11 protein-coding genes and 2 pseudogenes are annotated in these 24,454 nt (G+C 72.0%); 9 read left to right on the plus strand and 4 right to left on the minus strand.

From position 1 onward, the window contains the following. Window positions 1–105 precede the first annotated feature (105 nt). From V6U88_RS28380 to V6U88_RS28395, 4 genes are all read left to right on the plus strand, one after another. Window positions 106–2,721 carry a right-handed parallel beta-helix repeat-containing protein gene (locus tag V6U88_RS28380; RefSeq protein WP_334457663.1) on the plus strand — a complete coding sequence of 872 codons (2,616 nt, stop codon included), beginning with the start codon at window positions 106–108 and terminating at the stop codon, window positions 2,719–2,721. 179 nt (window positions 2,722–2,900) lie between these two features. Beyond that, window positions 2,901–5,507 (plus strand): right-handed parallel beta-helix repeat-containing protein, encoded by a 2,607-nt coding sequence (locus tag V6U88_RS28385; RefSeq protein ID WP_334457665.1) that lies wholly within the window; start codon window positions 2,901–2,903, stop codon window positions 5,505–5,507. A 169-nt stretch (window positions 5,508–5,676) separates the two neighbouring features. Further along, window positions 5,677–8,298, plus strand: a complete 2,622-nt coding sequence (locus V6U88_RS28390; RefSeq protein WP_334457667.1) for a right-handed parallel beta-helix repeat-containing protein — start codon at window positions 5,677–5,679, stop codon at window positions 8,296–8,298. Window positions 8,299–8,445: 147 nt separating this feature from the next. Continuing rightward, entirely contained in the window at window positions 8,446–11,079 is a 2,634-nt protein-coding gene (locus tag V6U88_RS28395) for a NosD domain-containing protein (RefSeq protein ID WP_334457669.1), read from the plus strand. 64 nt (window positions 11,080–11,143) lie between these two features. Here V6U88_RS28395 and V6U88_RS28400 read toward each other — a convergent pair. Beyond that, window positions 11,144–12,032: pseudogene (locus V6U88_RS28400) on the minus strand (calcium:proton antiporter); the annotation flags it as partial. A 95-nt stretch (window positions 12,033–12,127) separates the two neighbouring features. On the opposite strand from V6U88_RS28400, the gene V6U88_RS28405 reads away from it, so the two are divergent. The 4 genes and pseudogenes from V6U88_RS28405 to V6U88_RS28420 all read left to right on the plus strand — a co-directional run. Then, window positions 12,128–14,725: a right-handed parallel beta-helix repeat-containing protein gene (locus tag V6U88_RS28405; protein ID WP_334457671.1), complete on the plus strand. Its 2,598-nt coding sequence runs from the start codon at window positions 12,128–12,130 to the stop codon at window positions 14,723–14,725. A 124-nt stretch (window positions 14,726–14,849) separates the two neighbouring features. After that, complete coding sequence (locus tag V6U88_RS28410; protein ID WP_334457673.1) at window positions 14,850–17,507, plus strand: hypothetical protein; 2,658 nt, start codon at window positions 14,850–14,852, stop codon at window positions 17,505–17,507. 136 nt (window positions 17,508–17,643) lie between these two features. Next, window positions 17,644–20,223: a DUF1565 domain-containing protein gene (locus V6U88_RS28415; RefSeq protein ID WP_334457675.1), complete on the plus strand. Its 2,580-nt coding sequence runs from the start codon at window positions 17,644–17,646 to the stop codon at window positions 20,221–20,223. A 161-nt stretch (window positions 20,224–20,384) separates the two neighbouring features. Next, a pseudogene (locus V6U88_RS28420) lies at window positions 20,385–20,831 on the plus strand (SRPBCC family protein); the annotation flags it as partial. Between the two features lie 457 nt (window positions 20,832–21,288). On the opposite strand, the gene V6U88_RS28425 reads toward V6U88_RS28420, so the two are convergent. From V6U88_RS28425 to V6U88_RS28435, 3 genes are all read right to left on the minus strand, one after another. Next, a complete protein-coding gene (locus tag V6U88_RS28425; RefSeq protein ID WP_334457677.1) occupies window positions 21,289–22,458 on the minus strand; it encodes a hypothetical protein in 1,170 nt (389 codons plus the stop codon). Next, window positions 22,455–22,970, minus strand: a complete 516-nt coding sequence (locus V6U88_RS28430; RefSeq protein ID WP_334457679.1) for a SigE family RNA polymerase sigma factor — start codon at window positions 22,968–22,970, stop codon at window positions 22,455–22,457. The genes V6U88_RS28425 and V6U88_RS28430 overlap by 4 nt, the downstream gene beginning before the upstream one ends. 384 nt (window positions 22,971–23,354) lie before the next feature. Continuing rightward, entirely contained in the window at window positions 23,355–23,714 is a 360-nt protein-coding gene (locus V6U88_RS28435) for a hypothetical protein (protein ID WP_334457681.1), read from the minus strand. A gap of 215 nt (window positions 23,715–23,929) precedes the next feature. Here V6U88_RS28435 and V6U88_RS28440 point away from each other — a divergent pair, with 215 nt between their 5' ends. Next, on the plus strand, window positions 23,930–24,199 hold the full coding sequence (locus tag V6U88_RS28440; RefSeq protein WP_334457683.1) for a hypothetical protein: 270 nt from the start codon (window positions 23,930–23,932) through the stop codon (window positions 24,197–24,199). Window positions 24,200–24,454 lie beyond the last annotated feature (255 nt).

Below are 24,454 nucleotides of genomic sequence, written 5' to 3' on the forward strand. Positions count from 1 at the left end.
GGTCTGGCCCAACGCCCGATGACACCGACCGATCGGCGCTACTGGCCCGATCGGCCATCGCGATATGCTCTCGCGATCATGATCGATCTTTCACGGGGGCTGTTGATGGACAGACGTAACTGGGCCCGGCTCGCGGCCGTACCACTGCTTTCAGGCGCGGGCCTGGTCGGGCCGGTGGCGCCCGCGGCGGTGGCCGCGCCGGCGCCGGTGACCCCGGCGGCGGCCGACGAGCTGTACGTGAGCAGCAAGGACTGCGCGCCCGGCGGAGACGGCGGCATGGACGCGCCGTACTGCACCATCTCCGCGGCGGCGGCCGTGGCGCAGCCCGGCCAGACGGTCCTGGTGCAGCCGGGTAACTATCCGGAGGCGGTCTCCGTCACCCGCTCCGGCACCGAGGGCGCCCCGATCACCTTCCGGGCGGTCAACGGCCCGGACGGGCTGGTCAATGTCGGTAACACCGTCAACGGTGTGGTCACCGGTGCGGTCTTCACGGTGTCCGCCGTGCACGACGTCGTGGTCGAGGGATTCCGCCTCATGGGCACCAGCGAGAAGCCGCTGGTGCTCGTCGACGGTAGCCACCGGGTCGTCGTCGACGGGATCACGGGTACCGGCATCCGGGCCCCCGGCACGGTTCAGGTCACCGGCGGATCGGGCGACGTGACGGTCAGCCGCAACTTCCTGAGCAACCTTCCCGGTTCATGGCCCAGCGTCGCGGTGGACCCGGGCGTCACGGGCGCGGTGGTGGTCGCCAACCAGTTGGCCTACGGCGGTGTTCTCGTCAGCGACGCCCCGGGCACCTCGGTCGTCAACAACACGGTGCTGGCCAACTGCCGCACGGGGGTCGACGTCACCGGGACCTCGCCGGGGGTCGCCGTCCAGAACAACATCGTGCGGACGAACTTCTCCCGGCAGGCCTGCGCCATCCCGGCGAACGCCACGGCGATCGCCGTCTCGGCGGCGTCGGTCGAGGGGACCGTCGCGGACCACAACCTGATCGACCCGATCAGCGGGGGCGCCCTCTACTCCTGGAGTGGCACGGCGTACCAAAATCTCGCCTCGTTCCAGGAGGCGACCGGTCAGGGTGGGCACGACCTCGCGGCGGATCCGCTGCTCGGTGCCCAGACGGGCGGGAACCGGGCCTGGTGGCCCCTCGACCCGGCCTCACCGGCGGTCGACTCCGGTGACGCCACGGCCAAGGGTGTGACCCGCACCGACTTCCTCGGCAATCCGCACAGCGACAACCCGGCCGTCGCGAACAGCGGCACCGGTGCCGGCTATCACGACCGGGGTGCGGTGGAGGCGCAGGGTCACGTCACCGACGTCCCGACCAACCTCGTGCGTAAGACCGGGACGGACCCGCTCGTCGTGACGGCGACCGCGGTACCGAAGTACGTCTGGCCGGTCGACGGGCAGGGTGGGTCGATCGCGTACCGGTTCGGTGGCGACCGGTTCTGGCGGGTGACCGACGCCCGGGCGCTCGACCGCTCGTTGCGTCGTGCCGGCACCGCGTGTGTGGAGATCCACACCAGCTTCGTCGGGTTCCGTGACTACGGAACCGGGAGCACGAGCAAGCACTGCACGGTGGTGGGGGCCCACTACGCACCGGTGGCGCCGACCCGGCTGCTGGACACCCGCGCGGCGGTCGGCACCGCCACCACCACCCCGGTCGCGGCGAACTCCGAGGTCGTGCTCTCGATTCCGAACATCGGCGAGGTGCCGGCCACGGACATCAGCGCGGTGGTCCTCAACGTGACCGTCACCAAGCCGACCGCCGCCGGCTTCGTCACCGTCTACCCGGACGGCGCTACCACGCCCAGCTCGTCCAACGTCAACTTCGTGGCGGCGGAGACGGTGGCGAACCTGGCGACCGTGTCGATGAGCAACGGCAAGATCCGTCTTCGCCACACCGGCAGTGGGACGGTGCACCTGATCGCCGACCTGCAGGGCTTCTACGGCCGGCAGGGCTCCGGCTTCAAGCCGCTGACCCCGAGCCGGGTGCTGGACACCCGTACCGGGGCCGCCACGCCGATCGCCGCCAACGGGGAGTTCCGGCTGGACCTGGGCGCGAAGCTGCCGGCGGACGCGACGGCGGCGATCCTGAACGTGACCGTCACGCAGCCGACTGCGAACGGCGTGCTGAAGGTCTACCCGGACGGCACCCCGGTGCCCACGGCGTCCAACCTGAACTTCGTGACCGGTCAGACCATTCCGAACCTGGTCACCGTGCCGGTGGTCGCCGGCAAGGTGCTGATCCGCAACGCCAGCTCGGGCACCACCCACGTCGTGGCCGACCTGGCCGGCTACTTCGGCTCGGCCGCGTCCGGCGCCACGCAGAGCTTCGTGCCCCTCAATCCGGTGCGGGTCGCCGACACCCGTACCGCCGTCGGCTGGAACCCGGCCGGCCCGATGACCGGGTACGCCTACGCGCGGTTCTGGCCGACGTCGATCCAGACGCCCTGCTACTGGGCCTGCCCGAAGCCGACGGCCGCGGTGCTGAACCTGACCGTCACCCAGCCGACGGCTGCGGGTGTGCTCACCGCGTACCCGTACGGTGAGGAGGCTCCGGCCGCGTCGAACGTCAACTTCGTCGCGGAGGAAACCGCGTCCAACCTGGCCGTCGTCAAGGTCGGTGCCAGCGGGGAGATCAGCGCGTTCCACAAGAGCAGCGGCGCGACGCACGTCATCGCCGACCAGTCGGGGTACTTCATCGCCCCGGCCTGACGGTCGCAACCGGTCCGCAGCGGCCGCGTGTCCGGGTTACCACGACCCGGGTACGCGGCCGCTACCCGTTCCGGCGCTGGCCGAACGGGTGAGGGCACCGACCGATCGGTGCTGATGAGATCGGCAGTCGTCCCGATACGCTCCCGACAAACATGATCGACTTGTCACGGGGGCGGTTGATGAACAGACGTGCGTGGGTACGACTCGCGGTCGTACCACTGGTCGGCGGCGCGGGCCTGGTGGGCCCGGCGCCCGCGGCGGTCGCCGCGCCGGCGCCGGTCACCCAGGCGGTGACCGACGAGCTGTACGTGTCCAACAAGGACTGCGCGCCGGGCGCCGACGGGAGTGTGGACCGACCGTTCTGCACCATCTCGGCGGCGGCGGGCGTGGCCCAGGCCGGGCAGGCGGTGCTGGTGCAGTCGGGCAACTACCCGGAGGCGGTCGCCTTCACCCGCTCCGGCGTCGAGGGCGCGCCGATCACCGTCCGGGCGGTCAACAGCCCGGACGGCCAGGTCGCCGTCGGCAACACCACCAGCGGGGCCGTGACCGGCACCGTCTTCACCCTCTCCGGCGTGCACGACGTCGCGATCGAGGGCTTCCGGCTGGTGAGCCCCGGCGACAAGCCCGCCCTGGTCGTCGACGGGGTCCAGCGGGTCACCGTCGACGGGGTCAGCGTCTTCGGGACCCGCGCCCCGGGAGGCGCCGTCCAGGTCACCGGCGCGTCGGCCGACGTCACCGTCAGCCGCAGCTGGCTGGGGAACGTGCCCGCCAGCATGCCGACCCTCGTGGTCGACCCCGGAGTCACCGGGATGGTGCTGACCAACAACCAGTTCGCCTACGCCGGGCTCCGGGTCACCGACGCACCGGGCACCGTCATCACCAACAACACCCTCCTCACGAACTGTGGCCGCGGGATCGACGTGACCGGGGCCTCGACGGGCGTGTCGATCGAGAACAACATCGTGCGCACCAACCGGAGCCGGGAGGTGTGCAGCACCCCGGCGAACGCGACCGCCATCGCGGTCTCGGCCCCGTCCGTGCCGGGCACGGTGCTGGACCACAACGTGATCGACCCGATCACGGGCGGCGCCCTCTACGCCTGGGGCGACGCGACGTACCAGGATCTGGCCGCCTTCCGGCAGGCGACCGGGCAGGGCGGGCACGACATCGCGGCGGACCCCCTGATCGGTTTCCAGAAGGGCGGCATGCGGCCCTGGTTCCCACTGGAGTCGAACTCCCCGGCGGTCGACTCCGGCAACGCCTCGGCCAAGGGCGTGACCCGCACGGACCTGTTGGGCAACCCGCGCAGCGACAACCCCAGCGTCGCCAACACCGGCACCGGGAGCGGCTACCACGACCGGGGTGCGATCGAGGTGCAGGGTGGCGTGATCGGCGGCCAGGTCGGCATCCAGCGGCAGCGGGGCAACGATCCGTTCGCCGTGAGGGCGATCGCCGCTCCGCAGTACGCCTGGCCGACCGACGGGGACGGTGGCGCCATCGCGTACAAGTTCGCCGATGAGAAGTTCTGGCGGGTGACCGACGCCCGGACCCGCGACCACTCCTTCCGCCGGGGCGGTCCGGCCTGCGTACTGACTCGGACCAGCTTCACCGGTTTCCGGGTCGCGGCCGAGTACAGCTACTCCCACTGCACCACCGTCGGGGCGCCCTACACGCCGGTGGCGCCGACCCGGCTGCTGGACACCCGGGCGGCGATCGGCACCGCCACCACCACGGCGGTGCCGCCGAAGGGCGAGGTCGTCCTGCCGGTCCCGAGCGTCGGCGGCGTGCCGGCCCGGGACATCACCGCGCTGGTCCTCAACGTCACGGTCACCAGGCCGACGGCGTCGGGCTTCATCACCGTCTACCCGGACGGCACCCCGCTGCCCAGTTCGTCGAACGTCAACTTCGTCGCCAACGAGACCGTGCCGAACCTGGTCACCGTGCCGATGGGTGACAGCATCCGCTTCCGCAACACCAGCAGCGGCACCGTGCACCTGGTCGCCGACCTGCAGGGCTTCCACGGCCGGCAAGGCTCCGGCTTCAAGCCGCTCAGCCCGGTCCGGGTGCTGGACACCCGGACGTCGACGCCGCTGGCCGGCAACGCCGACCGGCAGCTGGACTTCGCCGGCCGGCTTCCGGCCGACGCGACGGCGGCGATCCTGAACGTGACGGTCACCAAGCCGACCGCCGCAGGCGTGCTGAAGGTCTACCCGGACGGCTCGCCGGTGCCGGTGGCCTCGAACCTCAACTTCGTGGCCGGGCAGACGATCCCGAACCTGGTGATCGTGCCGGTGGTCGCCGGCAAGGTCATGATCCGCAACGCCAGCTCCGGCACCACCCACGTGGTCGCCGACCTGGCCGGCTACTTCGGCTCGGCCGCATCGGGAGCCAACCAGGTCTACGTGCCGTACGGGCCGACCCGGATCGCCGACACCCGGGACGGCTCGGGTTGGGTGGGGGTCTTCCCCGGCAAGCTGGGCAGGTACCAGCACGCGTCGGTCGCGGTGAAGAGTGAGACGGGCTGTGGCGTCGAGTGCCCCCGGCCGACCGCCGCGGTGCTGAACCTGACCGTCACCGCGCCGACGGCGGCGGGTGTGCTGACCGCGTACCCGGCGGACGAGGCGGCGCCGACCGCGTCGAACGTCAACTTCGTCGCCGGCGAGACGGCCTCGAACCTGGCCGTGGTCAAGGTCGGCGCGAACGGTCAGGTCGCGGCGTTCAACAACAGCAGCGGCGACACCCACGCCATCGTCGACCAGTCGGGGTACTTCATCGCCCCGGCCTGACGGTCACCGCCGGTCCGCAGCGGCCGCGTCCCGACACCGGGACGCGGCCGCTGCGCCGTTCGGGCCCGGCCGATCGGCCGTCGGCCGCCACCCGTCCGACCCTGCTCACATCGGCGTCCGTCACGGTACGCTCCGGCCAGGCATGATCGATTCGTCACGGGGGCGATTGATGGACAGACGTGTGTGGGCGCGGCTCGCGGTCGTACCACTGATCGGCGGTGCGGGCCTGGTGGCCCCGGCGGCGCCCGCGGCGGTCGCCGCGCCGGCGCCGGTCACCGCGGCGGCGGCGAGCGAGCTGTACGTGAGCAACAAGGAATGCGCGCCGGGCGGCGACGGCAGCATGACCGCGCCGTTCTGCACGATCTCGGCGGCGGCGGCCGTGGCCCAGCCGGGCCAGACCGTGCTGGTGCAGCCCGGCGCCTACGCGGAGGCGGTGACCTTCAACCGCTCGGGCACGACGGACGCGCCCATCACCTTCCGCGCCGTCAACGGGCCGGCGGGCCGGGTCGACGTGGGCAGCCTCGACGGTGACTCCACCATCGGCACGGTCTTCACCGTGACCGGAGTGCACGACGTCGTGATCGAGGGCTTCCGGCTGGCGACCCAGCCGGAGAAGACGCCCCTCGTGGTCGACGGCTCGACCCGGGTCACCGTCGACCGCGTCACGGCTTCCGTATCGCGCGGCCCCGAGGTCGTGCGCATCACCGGAGGGTCCAGCGACGTCACCATCAGTCGGGGCTTCTTCAGCAACGTCGCCGCGATTCCGCAGCCGGCGGTGCGGATCGACCCGGGCGTCACCGGCAGTGCCGTCGTCCACAACCAGCTCTATTACGGGGGGCTGCTGGCCACCGACGTCCCCGGCACGGTGGTCACCAACAACACGGTGCTCACCTACTGCACTCGGGGGATCGACGTGGCCGGAGCGTCCCCCGGGGTGGAGATCCAGAACAACGTCGTGCGCACCAACCGGGTCCGCGCGGCCTGTACCACCGCGGAGAACGCCACCGCGATCGCGATCTCCCCGCAGTCCACCGAGGGATCCGTCGCCGACTACAACCTGATCGACCCGATCAGCGGCGGCGCCCTCTACTCCTGGGCCGGGACCACCTACCCCGACCTGCCGTCGTTCCGCGCCGCTACCGGGCAGGGCGGTCACGACATCGCCGCCGACCCGCGCATCGGCCCCTGGCAAGGAGCGGCCCGGATGTACTTCCCGATCGACCCGGCCTCACCGGCGGTCGACTCGGCGAACGCCGCCGCCAAGGGGCTCACCCGCACCGACATGCTGCTCAACCCGCACAGCGACAACCCCGCCGTCGCCAACACGGGCACCGGTCCGGGTTACCACGACCGGGGCGCGGTGGAGGCCCAGGGCGGCGTCAACGGCGGCCAGGTGGGCATCCAGCGCAAGCGGGGCAGTGACCCGCTCGCCGTGACCGCGATCGCCGCGCCCGAGTACGCCTGGCCGACCGACGGCGAGGGCGGTTCCATCGCCTACCGGTTCTGGGACGAGCCGTTCTGGCGGGTCACCGCCGCGCGGACGCTGGACCACTCGTTCCGTCGAGGTGGGGAGGTCTGCGTCACCACGCACACCAGCTTCACCGACTTCCGGATGGCGCCGGAATACACCTACTACCACTGCACCACGGTTGGTGCGCTCTACCAGCCGGTGGCGCCGACGCGGCTGCTCGACACCCGTGCGGCCGTCGGCACCGCCACCACCACGCCGGTCGCCGCGAACTCCGAGATCGTGCTCCCGATTCCGAGCATCAGTGGCACGCCGGCCGCGGACATCACCGCGGTGGTGCTCAACGTGACGGTCACCAGGCCGACGGCGGCCGGATTCATCAGCGTCTACCCGGACGGCGACGGCGTGGGCGCGCCACAGTCGTCGAACGTCAACTTCGTCGCCGGGGAGACCGTCCCGAACCTCGTCACGGTGCCGATGGCCAACGGCCGCATCCGCCTGCGCAACACCGGCAGCGGGACGGTGCACCTGGTGGCCGACCTGCAGGGCTTCTACGGCCGGCAGGGCTCGGGCCTGAAGCCGTTCACCCCGACCCGCGTGCTGGACACCCGTACCGGCGCGGCGCTGGCCGCGAACGGTGAGCGGCGGTTGGACCTGTCGGGGAGGGTACCGGTGGACGCGACGGCCGCGATCCTGAACGTCACCGTCACGAAGCCGACAGCGAGCGGCGTTCTCACGGTCTACCCGGACGGGTCGCCCGTGCCGGTGGCCTCGAACCTGAACTTCGTGGCCGGGCAGACGATTCCCAACCTGGTGATCGTGCCGGTCGTCGCCGGCAAGGCGATGATCCGCAATGCCAGCTCGGGCACCACCCACGTGGTGGCCGACCTGGCCGGGTACTTCGGTTCGGCCGCGTCGGGCGCCGACCAGACCTACATGCCGCACGGACCACACCGGATCGCCGACAGCCGGAACCGCACCGGCTGGATCAAGCCCTACGACGGGCCGTTCACGAAGTACGCGAAGGCGTCGGCCGGCGTGCTCGTGAGTCAGCAGTGCGACGGCGGATGTCCCGAGCCGACGGCGGCGGTGCTCAACCTGACCGTCACCGCGCCCACGGCCGCGGGGGTGCTCACCGCGTATCCGGCCGGCCAGGCCGCGCCGACCGCGTCGAACGTCAACTTCGTCGCGAAGGAGACCGCGTCCAACCTGGCCGTGGTGAAGGTCGGCGCCGACGGCCGGATCGCCGCGTACAACAACAGCAGCGGCAGTACCCACGTCGTCGTCGACCAGGCGGGCTACTTCATCGCCCCGGCTTCCTGATCCGAGGTCCGGCCCGACCGTCCGTCCAGGCGGTCGGTCCGGACCCGTCCGTGTCACCGTCCACATCGCCGTCCGGCGGCCGTCGGCCACATATCGACCGCGGTACGCTGCCTCGGCGCGTCATCCGTTCATCGTCACGGGGTGTCCATGAGAAGATCTGCCCGATCCCTGCTCGCGCTCGTACCCCTGATCGGGGCCGCGGGTCTGGTGGCGCCACCGGCCCCCGCCGCCGTCGCGGCGCCCGCGCCGACCGCCGTCGCGGCGCCCGCGCCGACCGCCGTCGCGGCGGCCTCGACCGGCTCTGAGCTGCACGTCAGCGGCACGGACTGCGCGCCGGACGGCGACGGCAGCGCGGAGGCGCCGTTCTGCACCATCTCGGCCGCTGCGGCCGTCGTGCAGCCCGGCCAGACGGTGCTGGTGCAACCGGGGGCGTACCTGGAGACGGTCGCCTTCACCCGGTCCGGCACCGAGGCGGCGCCGATCACGTTCCGGGCGGTCAACCTGCCCGACGGGATGGTGCGGGTCGGCCGCTTCAACACCACCTCCGTCACCGGCACGATCTTCACCTTCAGCCAGGTGCACGACGTGGTCGTGGAGGGCTTCACCGTCTACGGCGACAGCACGGGCACGGCGCCCGTCGTGGCGGTCGACGGCTCGTCCCGGGTCACCCTCGACGGCGGGGCCGTCCGCCAGGGTGTCGGCCCGCTCGGCGTACGGATCACCGGTTCGTCCCGGGACGTGACGATCAGCCGGAACTGGTTCTTCACCCTCGCCAAGGTGGGGCTGACCGTCGAGGCGGGCGTGACCGGCACGACGGTCGTCGCCAACCAGATTCCGGCCGGCCGCATGGTGTTCACCGACGCCCCCGGCACCACCGTCACCAACAACACCGTCGTCGCCTACTGCGGTCCCGGCATCGACGTCACCGGCACCTCGCCCGGCACCGTCATCGCCAACAACATCGTGAAGCCCCACGCCGATCAGGCGCCCTGCGCCAAGCCGGTCGCGGAGACCGCCATCGCGGTGTCGGCGGAGTCGGTGCCGCAGACCACCAGCCACCACAATCTGATCGACCCGACCGCCGGTTGGGCCCCGTACGCCTGGGCCGGCACCACCTATCCGACCCTGGACGACTTCCGGGCCGCCACGGGTCAGGGCGGGCACGACATCGCCGCCGACCCGCTGCTCGACGTCGCGGCCGGCGGTGACCGGGGCTACATCCGGCTGAAGCAGAGCTCCCCGGCGGTGGACTCGGCCGACGCGACCGCGCGTGGCGTACCGGCCACCGACCTGTTCCGGAACCCGCACGCCGACGATCCGACGTGGAACAACACCGGCACCGGCACCGGCTATCACGACCGGGGCGCGGTCGAGCGGATCCAGGGGGCCAGCGCGAACATCGAGCCGCTGCACCGGACGATCGGCGCGGGCCCGCTCGACACCAAGCTCCGGGCCAGCACGCGTTTCCAGTGGACGACCGACGGGCCGGGCGGCGGGTTCGCCTACAAGTACGACGACTCCCCCCTCTGGCGGACCGCCCGGTCGTCGCTCGACGCGGACCACCGGTTCCGGCGGGCGGGAAGCACCTGCGTGCGGGTGCGTGCCAGCTGGACCGACTACCGGTCGAGCGAAGGCAACGACTCGCGGTCGTGCGTGGTGCTCGGCGCGCACTACACGGCGATGGCGCCGACCCGGTTGCTGGACACCCGGTCGGCGATCGGGGTGGCCACCACCACCCCGGTGCCGGCGAACTCCGAGGTGGTGCTGCCGATCGACAGCATCGGCGGAGTACCGGCGGCGGACATCAGCGCGGTGGTCCTGAACGTCACCGCGACCCAGCCGACGGCCGCCGGGTTCCTGACCGTCTACCCGGACGCCCCGGGCGCACCGAGCGCGTCGAACGTCAACTTCGTGGCCGGGGAGACGGTGCCTAACCTGGCGACCGTACCGATGACCAACGGGAAGATCAGGATCCGGAACAGCGGCAGCGGGACCGTCCACGTGATCGCCGACCTCCAGGGCTGGTACGGAGCCGCCGGGCAGGGCTTTGCCGTCGGCACCCCGAAGCGGGTGCTGGACACCCGTACCGAGGGTGGCGCGCTCGCGCCGAACAGCACCCGGCTGCTCGACCTGGACCTCAAGGTCTCCCCGGCCGCCACCGCGGTCGTCCTCAACGTCACGGTCACCGGGCCGCAGGCCAACGGTGTGCTGAAGGTCTTCCCGTACGGCTCGGCGGTGCCGACCGCGTCGAACCTGAACTTCGTCACCGGCCAGACCATCCCGAACCTGGTGATCGTGCCGGTGACGGACCTCAAGCTGAGCATCCACAACGCCAGTTCCGGCAGTACCCACGTGATCGCGGACCTGGCCGGCCACTTCGGGCCGGACGGCCAGCTGAGCTACGTGCCGAACGGTCCGCTGCGGATCGCCGACACCCGGGACGGCACGGGCGTGTACAACCGGGGCACCACGCCGCTCCAGCCGCGGGAGACGATCACCGTCGCTCCGTCCGCCAACGACCTGGGCTGCTGCGTGACGCCCGCCGCGGTGGTGGCGAACCTGACCGTCACCGGGCCGACCGCCTCCGGAGTCCTCATCGCGCACCCGGCGGACCAGGCGCGGCCGACGGTGTCGAACGTCAACTTCGTGGCCGGCGAGACCGCGTCGAACCTCGCCATCGTCGGGACCGGCGGCGGCGGGCTGAAGCTGTACAACAGCAGCTCGGGCACCACCCACACGGTCGTCGACCAGGCGGGCGTCTTCATCACACCGCAGTACTGACCCGTTCCGACAGCGGCCGCGCCCCGACGAGGGGCGCGGCCGCTGTGCATGGTGGGCCCGTCGGTCAGGGGCTCGCGGCGAGGAAGACGAACGCGGCCAGCAGCACCAGGTGCACCCCGCCCTGGAGCACGGTCGCCCGGCCGGGGACGACGGTGAGCACCCCGGTCACCGCGGTCAGCGCGAGCAGGGTCAGTTGGGTACCGCCGAGGCCGAGCAGCAGCGGCCCTTCCAGCCAGATCGAGGCGAGGGCGATCGCCGGGATGGTGAGCCCGATGCTGGCCATGGCGGAGCCGAGGGCGAGGTTGAGGCTGATCTGTACCCTGTCGCGTCGGGCGGCCCGGGCCGCCGCGAGCGTCTCGGGGAGCAGCACCAGCAGCGCGATGACCACGCCCACGAAGGCGTGCGGGAGGTTCGCGGCCGCGACGCCCGCCTCGATGGCGGGGGAGACGGTCTTCGCCAGGCCGACCACGGCGACCAGGGAGACGAGCAGCAGGCCCAGGCTGGCCAGCGCGGTCCGCGTGGACGGCGGGTCGGCGTGCTGGTCGCCGTCAGCGTCCAGCAGCCTGCCCTCGCTGGTCACGGGAAGGAAGTAGTCGCGGTGCCGGCCGGTCTGCACCATGACGAAGAGCCCGTAGAGCGCGAGGGACGCCACCGCGGCGAAGGCCAGCTGGTCGGGGGGAGAACTCGGGGCCGGGGCGGCTGGTGGTGAAGCTCGGTACCACCAGGCTCAGGGTGGCGAGGGTCGCCACGGTGGCCAGCGCCCCGCCGGTGCCTTCCGAGTTGAACACCGCCACCCGGCGGCGGAGCGCGGTGATCAGCAGCGACAACCCGAGGATGCCGTTGCAGGTGATTATGACGGCGGCGAAGACGGTGTCCCGGGCCAGCGACTGGGTCTTCTCCCCGCCGCTGATCATCAGGGTGACGATCAGCGCGACCTCGATGACGGTGACCGCCGAACGGTGCGGCCGACCACCCTTTCGGCGCTGCTGGCATCGGCGTCCATCGGGGTACGCTGCCCGCTCCGAAGACTTGATCACGGGGGTGGTTGATGACAACCGGGCAGATGCTGGCGCGGCTTGCGCTCGTACCGCTGCTCGCCGGTGCGGGCCTGGTGGGGCCGGCGGCGCCCGCGGCGGTAGCGGCGCCCGCGCCGGTCACTGCCACGGACACGTCCGCCGGCGAGCTGTACGTCAGCCAGACCTGGTGTCCGGCCGGCACACCCGCCACCGGGGACGGCAGCGCGGCCAAGCCGTTCTGCACCATCTCGGAAGCGGCGGCGGTGGCCGGTCCCGGCCAGACGGTGCTGGTGGAGTCGGGCGATTACCGCGAAACCGTGAAGTTCACCCGGTCCGGTACCGAGGCCGCGCCGATCACGTTCCGGGCGGTCAGCGTCTCCTGGCAGCGGACCCAGGTGCAGGGCCTCGTCGTCACAGATGTGCACGACGTGGTGGTGGAGGGCTTCGTCGTGAGCGGTGTGAGCTACGTGGACGGCGTGGTGGTGAAGGACTCCAGCCGCGTCCGCCTCGACAAGCTCAGCGTCCGGGGCGGTCCGTACGCTCCCACCGCGCTGCGGATCAGCGGCGCCTCGGACAACGTGACGCTTAGCCGGAGCTTCCTCCGCAACTCTGCCGGTCCGTCCGTCACCGTCGAGTCGGGCGTCACCGGCACGGTGGTCACCGCCAGCCAACTCGACGTCTCCGGCCTGGTCGCCACCGACGCCCCCGGCCTCACCGTCACCGGCAACACCGTCAACACCCAGTGCCGGCGCGGCATCGAGCTGGCCGGCGCCTCGCCGGGCGCCTCGATCCGGAACAACATCGTGGTGACCGACCGGCTGCGTCAACCCACCTGCCCGAACTCGGTGGCGGCGACCGCCGTCACCGTCTCCCCGGAGTCGGCGCCGCAGACCAGCACCGACCACAACCTGATCGACCCGCTCGGCGGCGGGCTGCCCTACGTCTGGGCCGGCACCCAGTACCCGACGCTCGCGTCGTTCGTCGAGACGACCGGGCAGGCCACCCACGACATCGCCGCGGACCCGAAGCTTTCGTGGGCGCCCGGGGGCAACCGCAGCTACCTGCAGCTCGACGTGGGCTCACCGGCGCGGGACTCCGCCGACGCGGGAGCCCGCGGTGCCCTCGACACCGACATGCTCGACAACTCCTACGCCGACGACCCGGCCGCGCCGAACACCGGGACCGGCAGCGGCTACCGCGATCGGGGCGCGGTGGAGGCGCAGGGCACCCCGATTCAGGATCCGGTGCGGCTCGAACGCAAGGTCGGTGGCGGACCGTTCGACATCATCGCCCGCGCGGGCCTGCACTCGCCGTGGCCGGTGGAGCGGGAACGTGCCACGTACGCGTACAAGTTCGCCGGCGAGCGGTACTGGCGGGTCACCGACTCCGCCACCGCGGAGCACACCGCGCGCCGGGCCGGCTCCGCCTGCGTGGAGGTGCTGACCAGCCAGAGCGACTTCCGCCTGATCAGCACCGGCGGCGAACCGGTCTGCACCCAGATCGGCGCACGGTACGTCCCGGTGGCGCCGACCCGGCTGTTGGACACCCGGATCCCGATCGGCGTCGAGCACGCCGCGCCGGTGGTGGCGAACGGCGGCCTCTCGCTGCCGATCGAGAGCATCGCCGGGGTCTCGGTGGCGGACATCAGCGCGGTCGTGCTCAACGTGACCGTGACCCAGCCGACCGCCGCCGGCTTCATCACCGTCTACCCGACCGGTAGCGGTGGGTCGAACGCGTCGAACGTCAACTTCGTGGCCAAGGAGACGGTGCCGAACCAGGTCACGGTGCCGGTGGTCAACGGGTCCGTCTCGTTCCACCACACCGGCCAGGGCACCGTCCACCTGGTCGCCGACCTCCAGGGCTTCTACGCGGAGTCCGGGTCGGGCTTCGCCCCGGTGTCGCCGGTGCGCGTGCTCGACACTCGGGAGGGCGCCGGCACCCCGCTCCCGGGCAATGGCACCCGTCCGCTCGACCTGTCCGGCCGGCTGCCCGCCGGCGCGACGGCCGCCGTCCTCAACGTGACGGTTACCAGGCCGGCAGCGAACGGCGTGCTCAAGGTCTTCCCGTACGGCTCGGTGGTGCCCACCGCGTCGAACCTGAACTTCGTCACCGGACAGACCATCCCCAACCTGGTCACCGTGCCGGTGGTGGACGGCCGGGTCAGCATCCACAACCAGAGCTCCGGTACGACCCACGTCGTCGCCGACCTGGCCGGGTGGTTCAGTCCGGACGCCACCCAGACCTTCGTGCCGACCGAGCCGACCCGGATCGTGGACACCCGGAACGGCACCGGGCTCCCCGATCGCGGCTCCGTGCCGCTCGCCGCCCGCGAGACCGCACGGTTCCAGCCGTTCCTCCCGCAGGAGAACTGCCTGCCGGCCTGCCCGGCTCCAACCGCGCTGGTGGGTAACGTGACGGTGACCGGCCCGACCGCGCCGGGCGTGCTGATCGCGTACCCGGGTGGCACGCAGCGACCCACCGCCTCGAACGTCAACTTCGTCACGGGCGAGACCGGGTCGAACGCCGCGGTGGTTGCGGTTGACTCCGGCATCGAGCTGTACAACAGCAGCGCTGGCACGACGCACGCCATCGTGGACCGGTTCGGGTATTTCATCGGCCCGGCGTCGTGAAGCCACCCGGCACCGGTCCTCGCGACTTCGGTCCGAGCTCTGTACGCATCCGCAGGTGTCGTCCACAGTGGCGGCGGGCCGGATATGCTGCCGCCGCACCTGCTCGACATCACGGGGGCAATCGATGAGAAGACATGGCGCCGCGCTGCTCGCGGCCCTACCACTGGTGACGAGCGTCGGTCTGGCGGGGCCGGTGGCGCCCGCCGTGGCGGCGCCCGCCGTCACCGCCGAGGTGGCGTCGCGGGCGGAGGTGTACGTCAGCAACAAGGACTGCACCCCGGACGCCGACGGCAGCGCGGCGAAGCCGTACTGCACCATCGGTGCCGCGGCGGCGGTGGCGCAGCCGGGCCAGACGGTGCTGGTGCAGCCGGGTGAGTACCGGGAGACGGTGACCTTCGACCGGTCCGGCACCGAGGGCGCGCCGATCACCTACCGGGCCGTGCACAGCCCCGACGGCGAGGTCCGCGTCGGCAGCCACTACACCCTTACCGACACGATCTTCCGCCTGGTCGGCGTGCACGACATCGTCCTTGAGGGCTTCATCGCCAGTGGCGCGGGCAGCAGCAGCACCGTCGTGGTGGACCGCTCCGCCCGGATCACTCTGGACGGCCTGGCGGTCCTCAACCCCTTCGAGGCCTCGACGCTGGTCCGGCTCACCGGCGGGTCCAGCGACGTCACGCTGCGCCGGTCCTGGCTGCGCGGCCTCGGCGGCGTGGCGGGCGTGGCGGTCGAGCCGGGGGCGACGGGGACGGTGCTCACCGGCAACGCTCTCGAGGACGCCCGGATCGACGTGACCGACGCGCCGGGCACGGTGCTCACCGGCAACACCGTCGTCAATGAGTGCGACGTGGCGATTCAGGTGGCCGGCGTCTCGCCGGGCGTCCGGCTGCACAACAACGTCGTCCAGACCGCGGGCGGCCCCGACTACGACCCGCAGCCCTGTGACGATCCGGCGACGGCCACCGCGATCTCCGTCTCGGCGGAGTCGACCGCCGGCTCGACGTCCGACCACAACCTGATCGGCTCCCGCAGTGGCGGTGTGCCGTACCGGTGGGGCGGCACCACCCACCAGACCCTCGACGCGTTCCGGGCCGCCACCGGGCAGGGCGGGCACGATCTCCTCGACCTGGTGCGACTCGACCGGCGCGGCCAGTCTCGCGGCTGGTGGGAGCTCGGGAGCGGCTCACCCGGCCTGGACAGCGCTGACGCCGACGCGCCCGGTGTGCTCCGCACCGACCTGCTGGGCAACCCGCACGCCGACCTGCCGCACGTGCCGAACAAAGGCACCGGCAACGGGTACCACGACCGCGGCGCGGTGGAGTGGGTCGGGCAGGGCAAGGTCGGTGCGACCGGCTTCCGCCGGGTGCCCGGGGGCGGGTTCCTCGACACGGAGGCCACCGCCGTGCCGACGTACGGGTACCCGACGGACGGGCCGGGCGGCTCGGTGGCGTTCAAGTTCACCGGTGACCGGTACTGGCGGATCGGGACCGCCGGGTCGTTGCGGCACACGTTCCGCCGGGCGGGAAGCGTCGTCATGAACGCCCGAATCGACTTCATCGGCTTCCGCGCGGCCGACCTCAGCACGAAGTCGCGCGCCGGCAACGCTTCGGTGGGCCCGCTGTTCACCCTGGTCGGCTCCCTCTACCAGCCGATCGACCCGACCCGGGTGCTGGACACCCGAGCCGCGGTCGGCGTGCCCACCCGGACGCCGGTGCCGGGCAACTCCGAGGTCGTGCTCTCGATTCCCGAGATCGGCGGGGTGCCGGCGGCGGACATCACGGCGGTCGCGCTCAACGTCACCGCGACCCAGCCGACCAGCGCCGGGTTCCTGACCGTGTACCCGGACGGCGTCAAGTTGCCGGACGCCTCGAACGTCAACTTCGTGCCGAAGGAGACCGTGCCGAACCTGGTCACCGTGCCGATGTCCAACGGCAAGCTGCGCATCCGCAACACCGGCAGCGGCACCGTGCACGTCGTCGCCGACCTCCAGGGCTGGTACGGCGCCACCGGCAGCGGCCTGCGTACCCTCGCGCCGGCCCGGATGCTGGACACCCGTGCCGGCACTGCCGGGCCGTTCCCGGCCAACACCACCCGGCAGCTGGACCTCTCGGCGAAGCTGCCGGCGGGCGCGACGGCGGCGATCCTCAACGTCACGGTGACGAAGCCGACGGCGAGCGGGGTGCTGAAGGTCTTCCCGTCGGGCTCGCCGGTGCCCACCGCGTCGAACCTGAACTTCGTCACCGGCCAGACCGTCCCCAACCTGGTGACCGTGCCCGTCGTCGGCGGGAAGGTGAGCATCCACAACGCCAGCTCGGGCAGCACGCACGTGATCGCCGACCTGGCCGGCTACTACGGCTCCGCCGCGTCCGGCGCCACCGACGGCTACGTGCCCGTCGACCCGCACCGGATCGTGGACACCCGAGCCAGCATCGGCCTGGACGGCCGGGGGTACGGCGGCCCGCTCCAGCCGTACGAGAAGGTCGCCTTCCTGCCCTGGTACGTCCAGACGGCGTGCCCGGCGACGTGCGCGACGCCCACCGCGGCCGTGTTCAACACGACCGTCACCCGGCCCACCTCGCCGGGCGTGCTCACCGCCTACCCGCGTACCGATGCCGCGCCGCCCACCGCGTCGAACGTCAACTTCGTGGCCGGTGAGACGGCCGCGAACATGGCGGTCGTCCGTGCGGGCACCGGCGGGCAGATCGGCGTCCACCACAACAGCCCCGGCGCCTCGGAGCTGATCGTGGACCAGGCGGGCTTCTTCATCGCGCCGCTGTCCTGACCGCCCTCCGGAGCCGGCGTCCCCCGCGCCCAGCGGGTGGCCGCCGGCTCCGCCGTTCGGCGGCAACCGCATCAGCGACCGTCGCTGTAGTCTGCGGCAGCACCACGCAACGACCAACACGTCACGGGGGAAGTCGATGACGAGAACATTTGGGCGGATACGGCTGGCCGTCGTGCCGCTGCTGGGTGCGGCGGCGCTGGTGGCGCCGGCCGCGCCCGCGCCGGCGGCACCGTCCGCCGCCGCACCGTCCGACCTGTACGTCACCAGCAAGTCCACCTGCAGGGCCGGCGGGACCGGCTCCCAGGAGTCGCCTCTCTGCACCATCTCCGCCGCCGCCGCAGTGGCACAGCCCGGCCAGACGGTGTGGATCGCCGCCGGCAACTACCCGGAGAAGGTGCGGCTGACCCGCTCCGGCACCGAGGCGGCGCCGATCGTGTTCCGCGCGGTCAACGAGTACGGCCGGACCGTCCGGGTGGGCAATTTCAACTCGCTCAACTGGACCGGTCCCGCCCTGGACGTCGACGGCGTGCACGACGTGCGGGTCGAGGGGCTCACCCTGCACGGCGGCCCCTCTTCCTCCTTCGCGGAGCTCGCCCGGGTGCGGGGGTCGCAGCGGGTCACCTTCGATGGCCTGGCCGGCTCGAGTGGCACCCGTCCGGTGGTCCGGGTGGCCGCCGGGTCCGCCGACGTCACGGTGAGCCGTGGCTGGTTCGCCGGCGCGGGTGGCGCCGGAGTGGTGGTCGAGCCGGGGGTGAGCGGTACGGTCGTCACCGCCAGCACGTTCCGCAGTAGCCACCTGCTGGTCACCGACGCGCCCGGGACGACCGTCACGGGCAACACGGTGGTCACCGACTGCACGGCCGGCGTCCGGGTGACCGGCGCGTCGCCGGGCACCGCCGTCGCCAACAACCTGATCCGGACCGGGGCCGGACCGGTCCCCGACCCGCAGCCCTGCGCCGACCCGGCCGCCGCCACGGCGATCAGCGTCTCGGCCGACTCGGTGCCGCAGTCGACCGCGCACCACAACCTGATCGACCCGGCGGGCGGCGGCCCGCTCTACTCATGGGCCGGCACCGACCACACCGACCTGGCGGCCTTCCGGGCGACCACCGGGCAGGGCGCCGACGACCTGGCCGCGCCGGCGCAGCTCCAGGCGCAGCAGGGCACCGAGCGGGGCTGGTTCCCGCTCGCGTCGACCTCGCCGGCGGTCGACTCGGCCGATCCGACGGCGACCGGGGCCACCGCCACGGACCTGCTGCTCAACGCGCACGCCGACGCGCCGACCGCGCCGAACACCGGTGGTGCCTTCCGGGACCGGGGCGCGGTGGAGCTGCAGGGCAAGTTGACCGTCACCGGCGGGAAGGTTCAGCCGGTCGGCGGGGTGAACCCGTTCGACGTGACCACCTCGCTGGCCGTGACCTCCGACTGGCCCACTGACGGACCGGTCGGCACGATCGTGCGGCGGTGGAGCGGGGAGGCGTTCTACCGCGCCGTGCCCGGCGGGCGGGCCGAGCACCGGGCCCGGCGCGCCGGGCCGGTCTGTGCCGAGCAGTTCGCCAGCACGGACGGCTTCCGGCTGATCCCCGAGATCATCTTCACCCCGCCCCCCGAGTGCGCGGTCGTGGGCGCGCGGTACACCGCGGTGTCGCCGGTCCGGGTGCTCGACACCCGGGCCGCCGTCGGGGTGGGAACCACGGTGCCGCTGGCCGCGAACACCGAGCTGGTGCTGCCCATGCAGACCGTCGACGGGGTGCCGGCCGCAGACGTCAGCGCGGTGGTGCTGAACCTGACGGTGACCCAGCCGACCGCGTCCGGTTTCATCCGGATCTGGCCGGACGGCAGGACGATGCCGGACGTGTCGAATGTCAACTACGTGGCGGGCGAGACGGTGCCGAACCTGGTGACCGTGCCGATGTCCAACGGCAATCTGCGGATCCGCAACACCGGCAGCGGCACCGTGCACGTGGTGGCCGACCTCCAGGGGTTCTACGCCGCCGCCGGTTCCGGGTTCAAGGCGGTGACCCCGCTGCGGGTGCTCGACAGCCGCGGCTCGACGCCCCTGGCCTCCAACAGCTACCGGGTGCTGGACCTGACCGGTCGGGTCCCGTCCGGCACGACCGCCGTGGCGTTGAACGTCACCGTCACCCGGCCGACGGCGAGCGGGGTGCTGAAGGTCTACCCGTACGGCGCGATGTCGTTGCCGACCGCCTCGAACCTGAACTTCGTCGCCGGGCAGACCATCCCCAACATGGTGCTGGTGCCGGTGGTGAACGGCCGGGCGGTGATCTACAACGCCAGTTCCGGCAGCACCCACGTGGTGGTCGACCTGCTCGGCCGGTTCGGCGCGGACGCCACCGACGTCCTGGTCCCGCTGGACCCGCGCCGGGTCCTCGACACCCGTCCGGTCGACCCGATCGGCCCGACCCTGCGCGCGGGGTTCCGGTCGGCGTACATCGGATTCAGCCAACCGGAGATCACCGCGGTGGTGGCGAACGTGACGGCCACCGGGCCGACCGCGGCCGGCGTCCTCACCGTGCACCCGAACGGTGCTGTTCCGGCGCAGGCGTCGAACGTGAACTTCGTCGCCGGTGAAACCGCCGCCAACCTGGTGATGGTCGGCATGGGCGAGGGGGAACAGGTGGCCGTCTGGAACGACAGCCCCGGACACACCGACGCGATCGTCGACCAGGCGGGCTATTTCATCGCCGGTTACTGACCCGTACCCCGGCCGAGGCCGGCGACCCCCGTGACCAGCGGGAAGTCGCCGGCTTCGGCATTTTCCGGTTCAGTCGCCCGGCGGTGGGTAGGGATTCTGGTGGACGAGAACGCTGCTCCCTCCCGCGTGGAGGGAGGCCGACCGGAACGAGGAGGATTGCCATGACCACCGTGGTCGAGAAGTCGATCGAAGTCGACGTCCCGGTCAGCACCGCCTACAACCAGTGGACGCAGTTCGAGGAGTTCCCCCGCTTCATGGGCGGCGTGCAGGAGGTACGTCAGCTCGACGATCAGCGGATGCACTGGGTCGCCCAGATCGGCGGGGTCAAGCGCGAGTGGGACGCGCGGGTCCTGGAGCAGGTGCCGGACCAGAAGGTCGCCTGGGCGGCGACCGAGGGCGCGACCAACGCCGGCGCGGTCTACTTCCAGCCGGTGGGCGCGGGCCGCACGATGGTCCGGCTGCACCTGGAGTACGAGCCGGAGGGGCTGGTCGAGAAGGCCGGCGACAAGCTGAACATCGTCGAGAAGCAGGCCGAGTCCGACCTGGAGAAGTTCAAGAGCTTCATCGAGTCCCGGGGCGCCGAGACCGGTGCCTGGCGTGGCTCGGTCGGCGAGGGGCACGGCGTGGGTACGCCGGGCGTCGCGCACGCGGCGTCGTCGCAGGGTGACAGCGGCAAGGCCGGTGTCTCGGGCACCGCGGTCACGGCCGGCGCCGCCGTCGCGGGTGCCGCGGCCGCCGCCGGGCTCGCCGCCGCCAAGCACCGCTCCGGCGACGACGAGGACCGCACGCCGACCACCACCACCGAGACCGAGTACGTGGTGACCGACGCCGAGGTCGTGCCCGACCCGGCTGCCACCACCTACCCGAATGGTCCGGTCAGCGAGCCGAACCGCCCGCTCTGACGTACGCCGGTGGGGCCCGGCGGACCGACCACCCGGTCGGACCGCCGGGCCCCGCGCCTGTGCGCTCGGCGCCGGTCAGGATCACCTGAGCCATTGACGCCCCGGACGGCCGGTCGCACCGCGACCGCACCGTCCGGGGCCGTCGGCGCTGGGCGCGCGACCTTCAGCGGCGGCAGCGCCACACCAGCGGCCGGTGCACCTGGTTCTCGTAGACGGCACCGACCACGGTCAGACCGTCGTCGCTGATCCCGTTGGCCGTGTACGTGCCCGCCTCGGTCGCCCGGACCTCGGGCCGGCCCGGCAACCGGCGGGACGTGCCGTCCGGGGCGACGACCAGCGGCGCACCGTCGCCGACCAGCAGGTCGCCGTTGCCAGCGATCCCGGTCGTCCCCGGGAACGGCAGCAGGCTCACCGCCCCGGTCGTGAGATTCCAACGTACCGGCAGCATCTGCACGGCACCGCCCTGCCGGACGCCGGGAACCATGCCGATCGCCCATTCGCCGTGCGCCGACTCGACCGAGGCGCGCGGGTAGCCGTCGGGCACCGCCAGCGCCGCCCCGGTGCCCTGCGGCGTCCACCGGTAGGGCAGTTGGCCCATCACACCGACGACCGTGCCGTCCTCGGTGATCCCGGTCGCGGCGGATCCCGGCTGGCCGACCAGCCGGTACTCCTGCGGGCGGTCCGCCGACCACAGCACGGCCTGGTGCGAGTCGCCGGCTCCCCTGGCGGTGCCGGCGATGTCGCCCCGGCCGTTGACCGCGTGCACGAGGACCGCGTGGTAGCCGGGCGGGGTGGCCAGGAAGCGCAGCCCCCCATCCCGGTAGACCCAGCCCGTGCCGTCGCCGTTGGTGCCGACCACGACGCCGCCGGCGTTGACCGCGGCCGCGTGCCGCGCACCGGCCGGCAGGACGCCTGCCTGGCCGTCGGTCCACAGCACGACCCGCCCGTCCTCCCGCCCGGTGCCGATGTCGCCGACGATGTACCGCCCGGTGGGGTCGACGCCGTTCGCCACCGCGACCGGACCGCCGATCGGCCGCGGCAACCACGACGCCTCGCAGGTGACCGGCGAGCCCGGGGCGGCCGACACGGTCCCGGCCGGTGACGCCGCAACGGCCGGCGTGGCCGGAGCCGGCCGGCTGGCGGCCCCGCCGAGCTGGACGGCGCCCACGACGCCGAGCCCGGCCATCACCGTCACCGCAGCGATCCCGCCGACGCGGCGGCGCCGGCGGCGACGCCGGCCGTCCCGGACCGCGCGGCCCACGTCAACCCGCGGCTCGGGAACCGGCGCCGATCGCAGCAGTTCGGAAATCCGCTGCTCGTCCAACGTGGTCATCTCGGATTCCTCCCGGACATCTCAGTGACGTCGAGCAGCTGGCGGACCGCCACCAGCGCCCGAGCCGTCTGCGATTTCACGTTGCCTTCGGAGCAGCCCATCGCGGCGGCCGTGTCGGCCAGCGACAGGTCGCACAGGAACCGCAGGACCAGTACGGTGCGCTGGCCGCGGGGAAGGTGGGCGAGCGCGGCGACCAGGCTGTCCCGCTCGGCCAGCTCGTCGTGCGGCGTGACCGGCGGGCGCTCCGGCTCCGGCATCGACCCCAGCAGCCGGACCTTCGCCCAGCTCAACCGCTTCTCGTCGACGAGCTTGTGGACCAGCATCCGGTGCACGTACGCGTCGACGTTGTCGGCCCGGCTGACCCGGCGCCAGTTCACGTACAGCGCCGTGATCGTCTGCTGCACCACGTCGTCGGCCAGGTGGGCGTCGCCGCACATCAGGAACGCGGTTCGGTGCAGGCTCGGCAGTCGCGCGGAGACGTACTCCACGAACTCACGCTCGGCATCCGCCATTGGGGCTCCCTCCTCCGCAAGCTCGACGGGTCCGGACGACCGTCGGGTTGCGTCAGGGCCGAAGTTCGGCGGGGTGCCAGCTCGGCGCCGGCGACCTGACGAGGACGAAAGCGGCGGACAGCTCACGACCAGGGCCGATGGAGGAGATCATCGGAACATGACAAAGGGCCAGGTGAGAGTTATCTCACCTGGCCCCAGCCTCTGGTCGGGGTGGCCGGATTCGAACCGACGACCTCTTCGTCCCGAACGGCCGTCGGTGCTGTCATCCGCTATCGGCCGCTGCCGCTCGGTCGCGGTGACCCAGGATCGGCAGGCGCCTGCGGCTCGTTGATGGGGAACCGCTGTCAGGCGTTCGCTGACTTTCTGCTGACGCGCTGGCCGCAGCTACGAGCGCACCGCGCGCAGGCCCACGAACTCGTCGCCCTGGGGGTCGTAGAGGACCAAGCCGTGCCGCTGCGTCAGTTCCAGTACGGCCTCCACCGCCTCGGTGCCATGTCCGGACCAGGTGATGTTCATCGAGACGTGGTCGATGCCCACGGCGAGTGGAGTAGACATCCATGGCGAGTCAGGGGGCAGCGGCGGCTCGTCGGGATAGCGCGCCCGGAGTTCCTCGTAGAAGGCAACGATGTGCTCATCAAGCTCGCCGTCACGATGGTGCCCGCTGGTGCAGTGATCGAGCATCGCTCGGGCCTCGGCGAGGCTGGCGTTCGGGGCCACGGCCAGAACCACGAGGTCGAAACTCACATCGCCATCATGCTGGTCGTTCCTCGGCACGCTCTGCCAGGGCTCGGACTGCCAGCTTGGGAAGTGTCGGTCTCTGGCCGTCTGCTGGGTTGGCGGCCCTGATCCTGGCGGTCTCTCGTGGCTTCGGCTCGCCCCTCCTGTCCTGGCCCAATGGCTCGCTAATGGCACGCCGCGGACCCCTGTCTTTAGGCGACGGATCGATAGGGTCATGAAGCATGAGCTCGGCAGATGATTTGCCTCTTCTTGAGGCGCTCCTCGATGCGTTCGACCGGCTATTCGACCGACAGGCCACCGTGGTCGACGTGCATGCGTTGCTCTTCGCCACGGCCAGGGCTCTGGCCGACTCGGCCCTCGTCAAGGACATGGCAGCCGCCGAGTCGGCAGTAGAGGAGATCATGAGAACAGGACGGGGGTCGGCTGAGGCTGTTGAGCAGGCGCTTGACGCGGTGGATCCACTGAGGCGCCGCATCGCCGACCGGTTGTAGCCACGTTGATGGGTGTTTTTGATTCTGCCTGGCGATCCTGGCCCGGTTCAGGCAGCGACGGGTTCTGCCGCGCCGGCGGTCTGGGGTACCGGGTACTGGCACGTGGATGGCACGGCGACCTACGCATTACGAGATCAAACTGCCTGCCTCGCTGACCTGGGTGCTAGATGGTCTAGCAGCGGAAATACCTCCCGGCGTCTCTCACCGCTCCCCACCCTCCGTGGACCTCTTGCGGACTGGATGCGGACCGTCCCG

It is taken from the genome of Micromonospora sp. CPCC 205739, assembly GCF_036906795.1.
Classification (GTDB): domain Bacteria; phylum Actinomycetota; class Actinomycetes; order Mycobacteriales; family Micromonosporaceae; genus Micromonospora.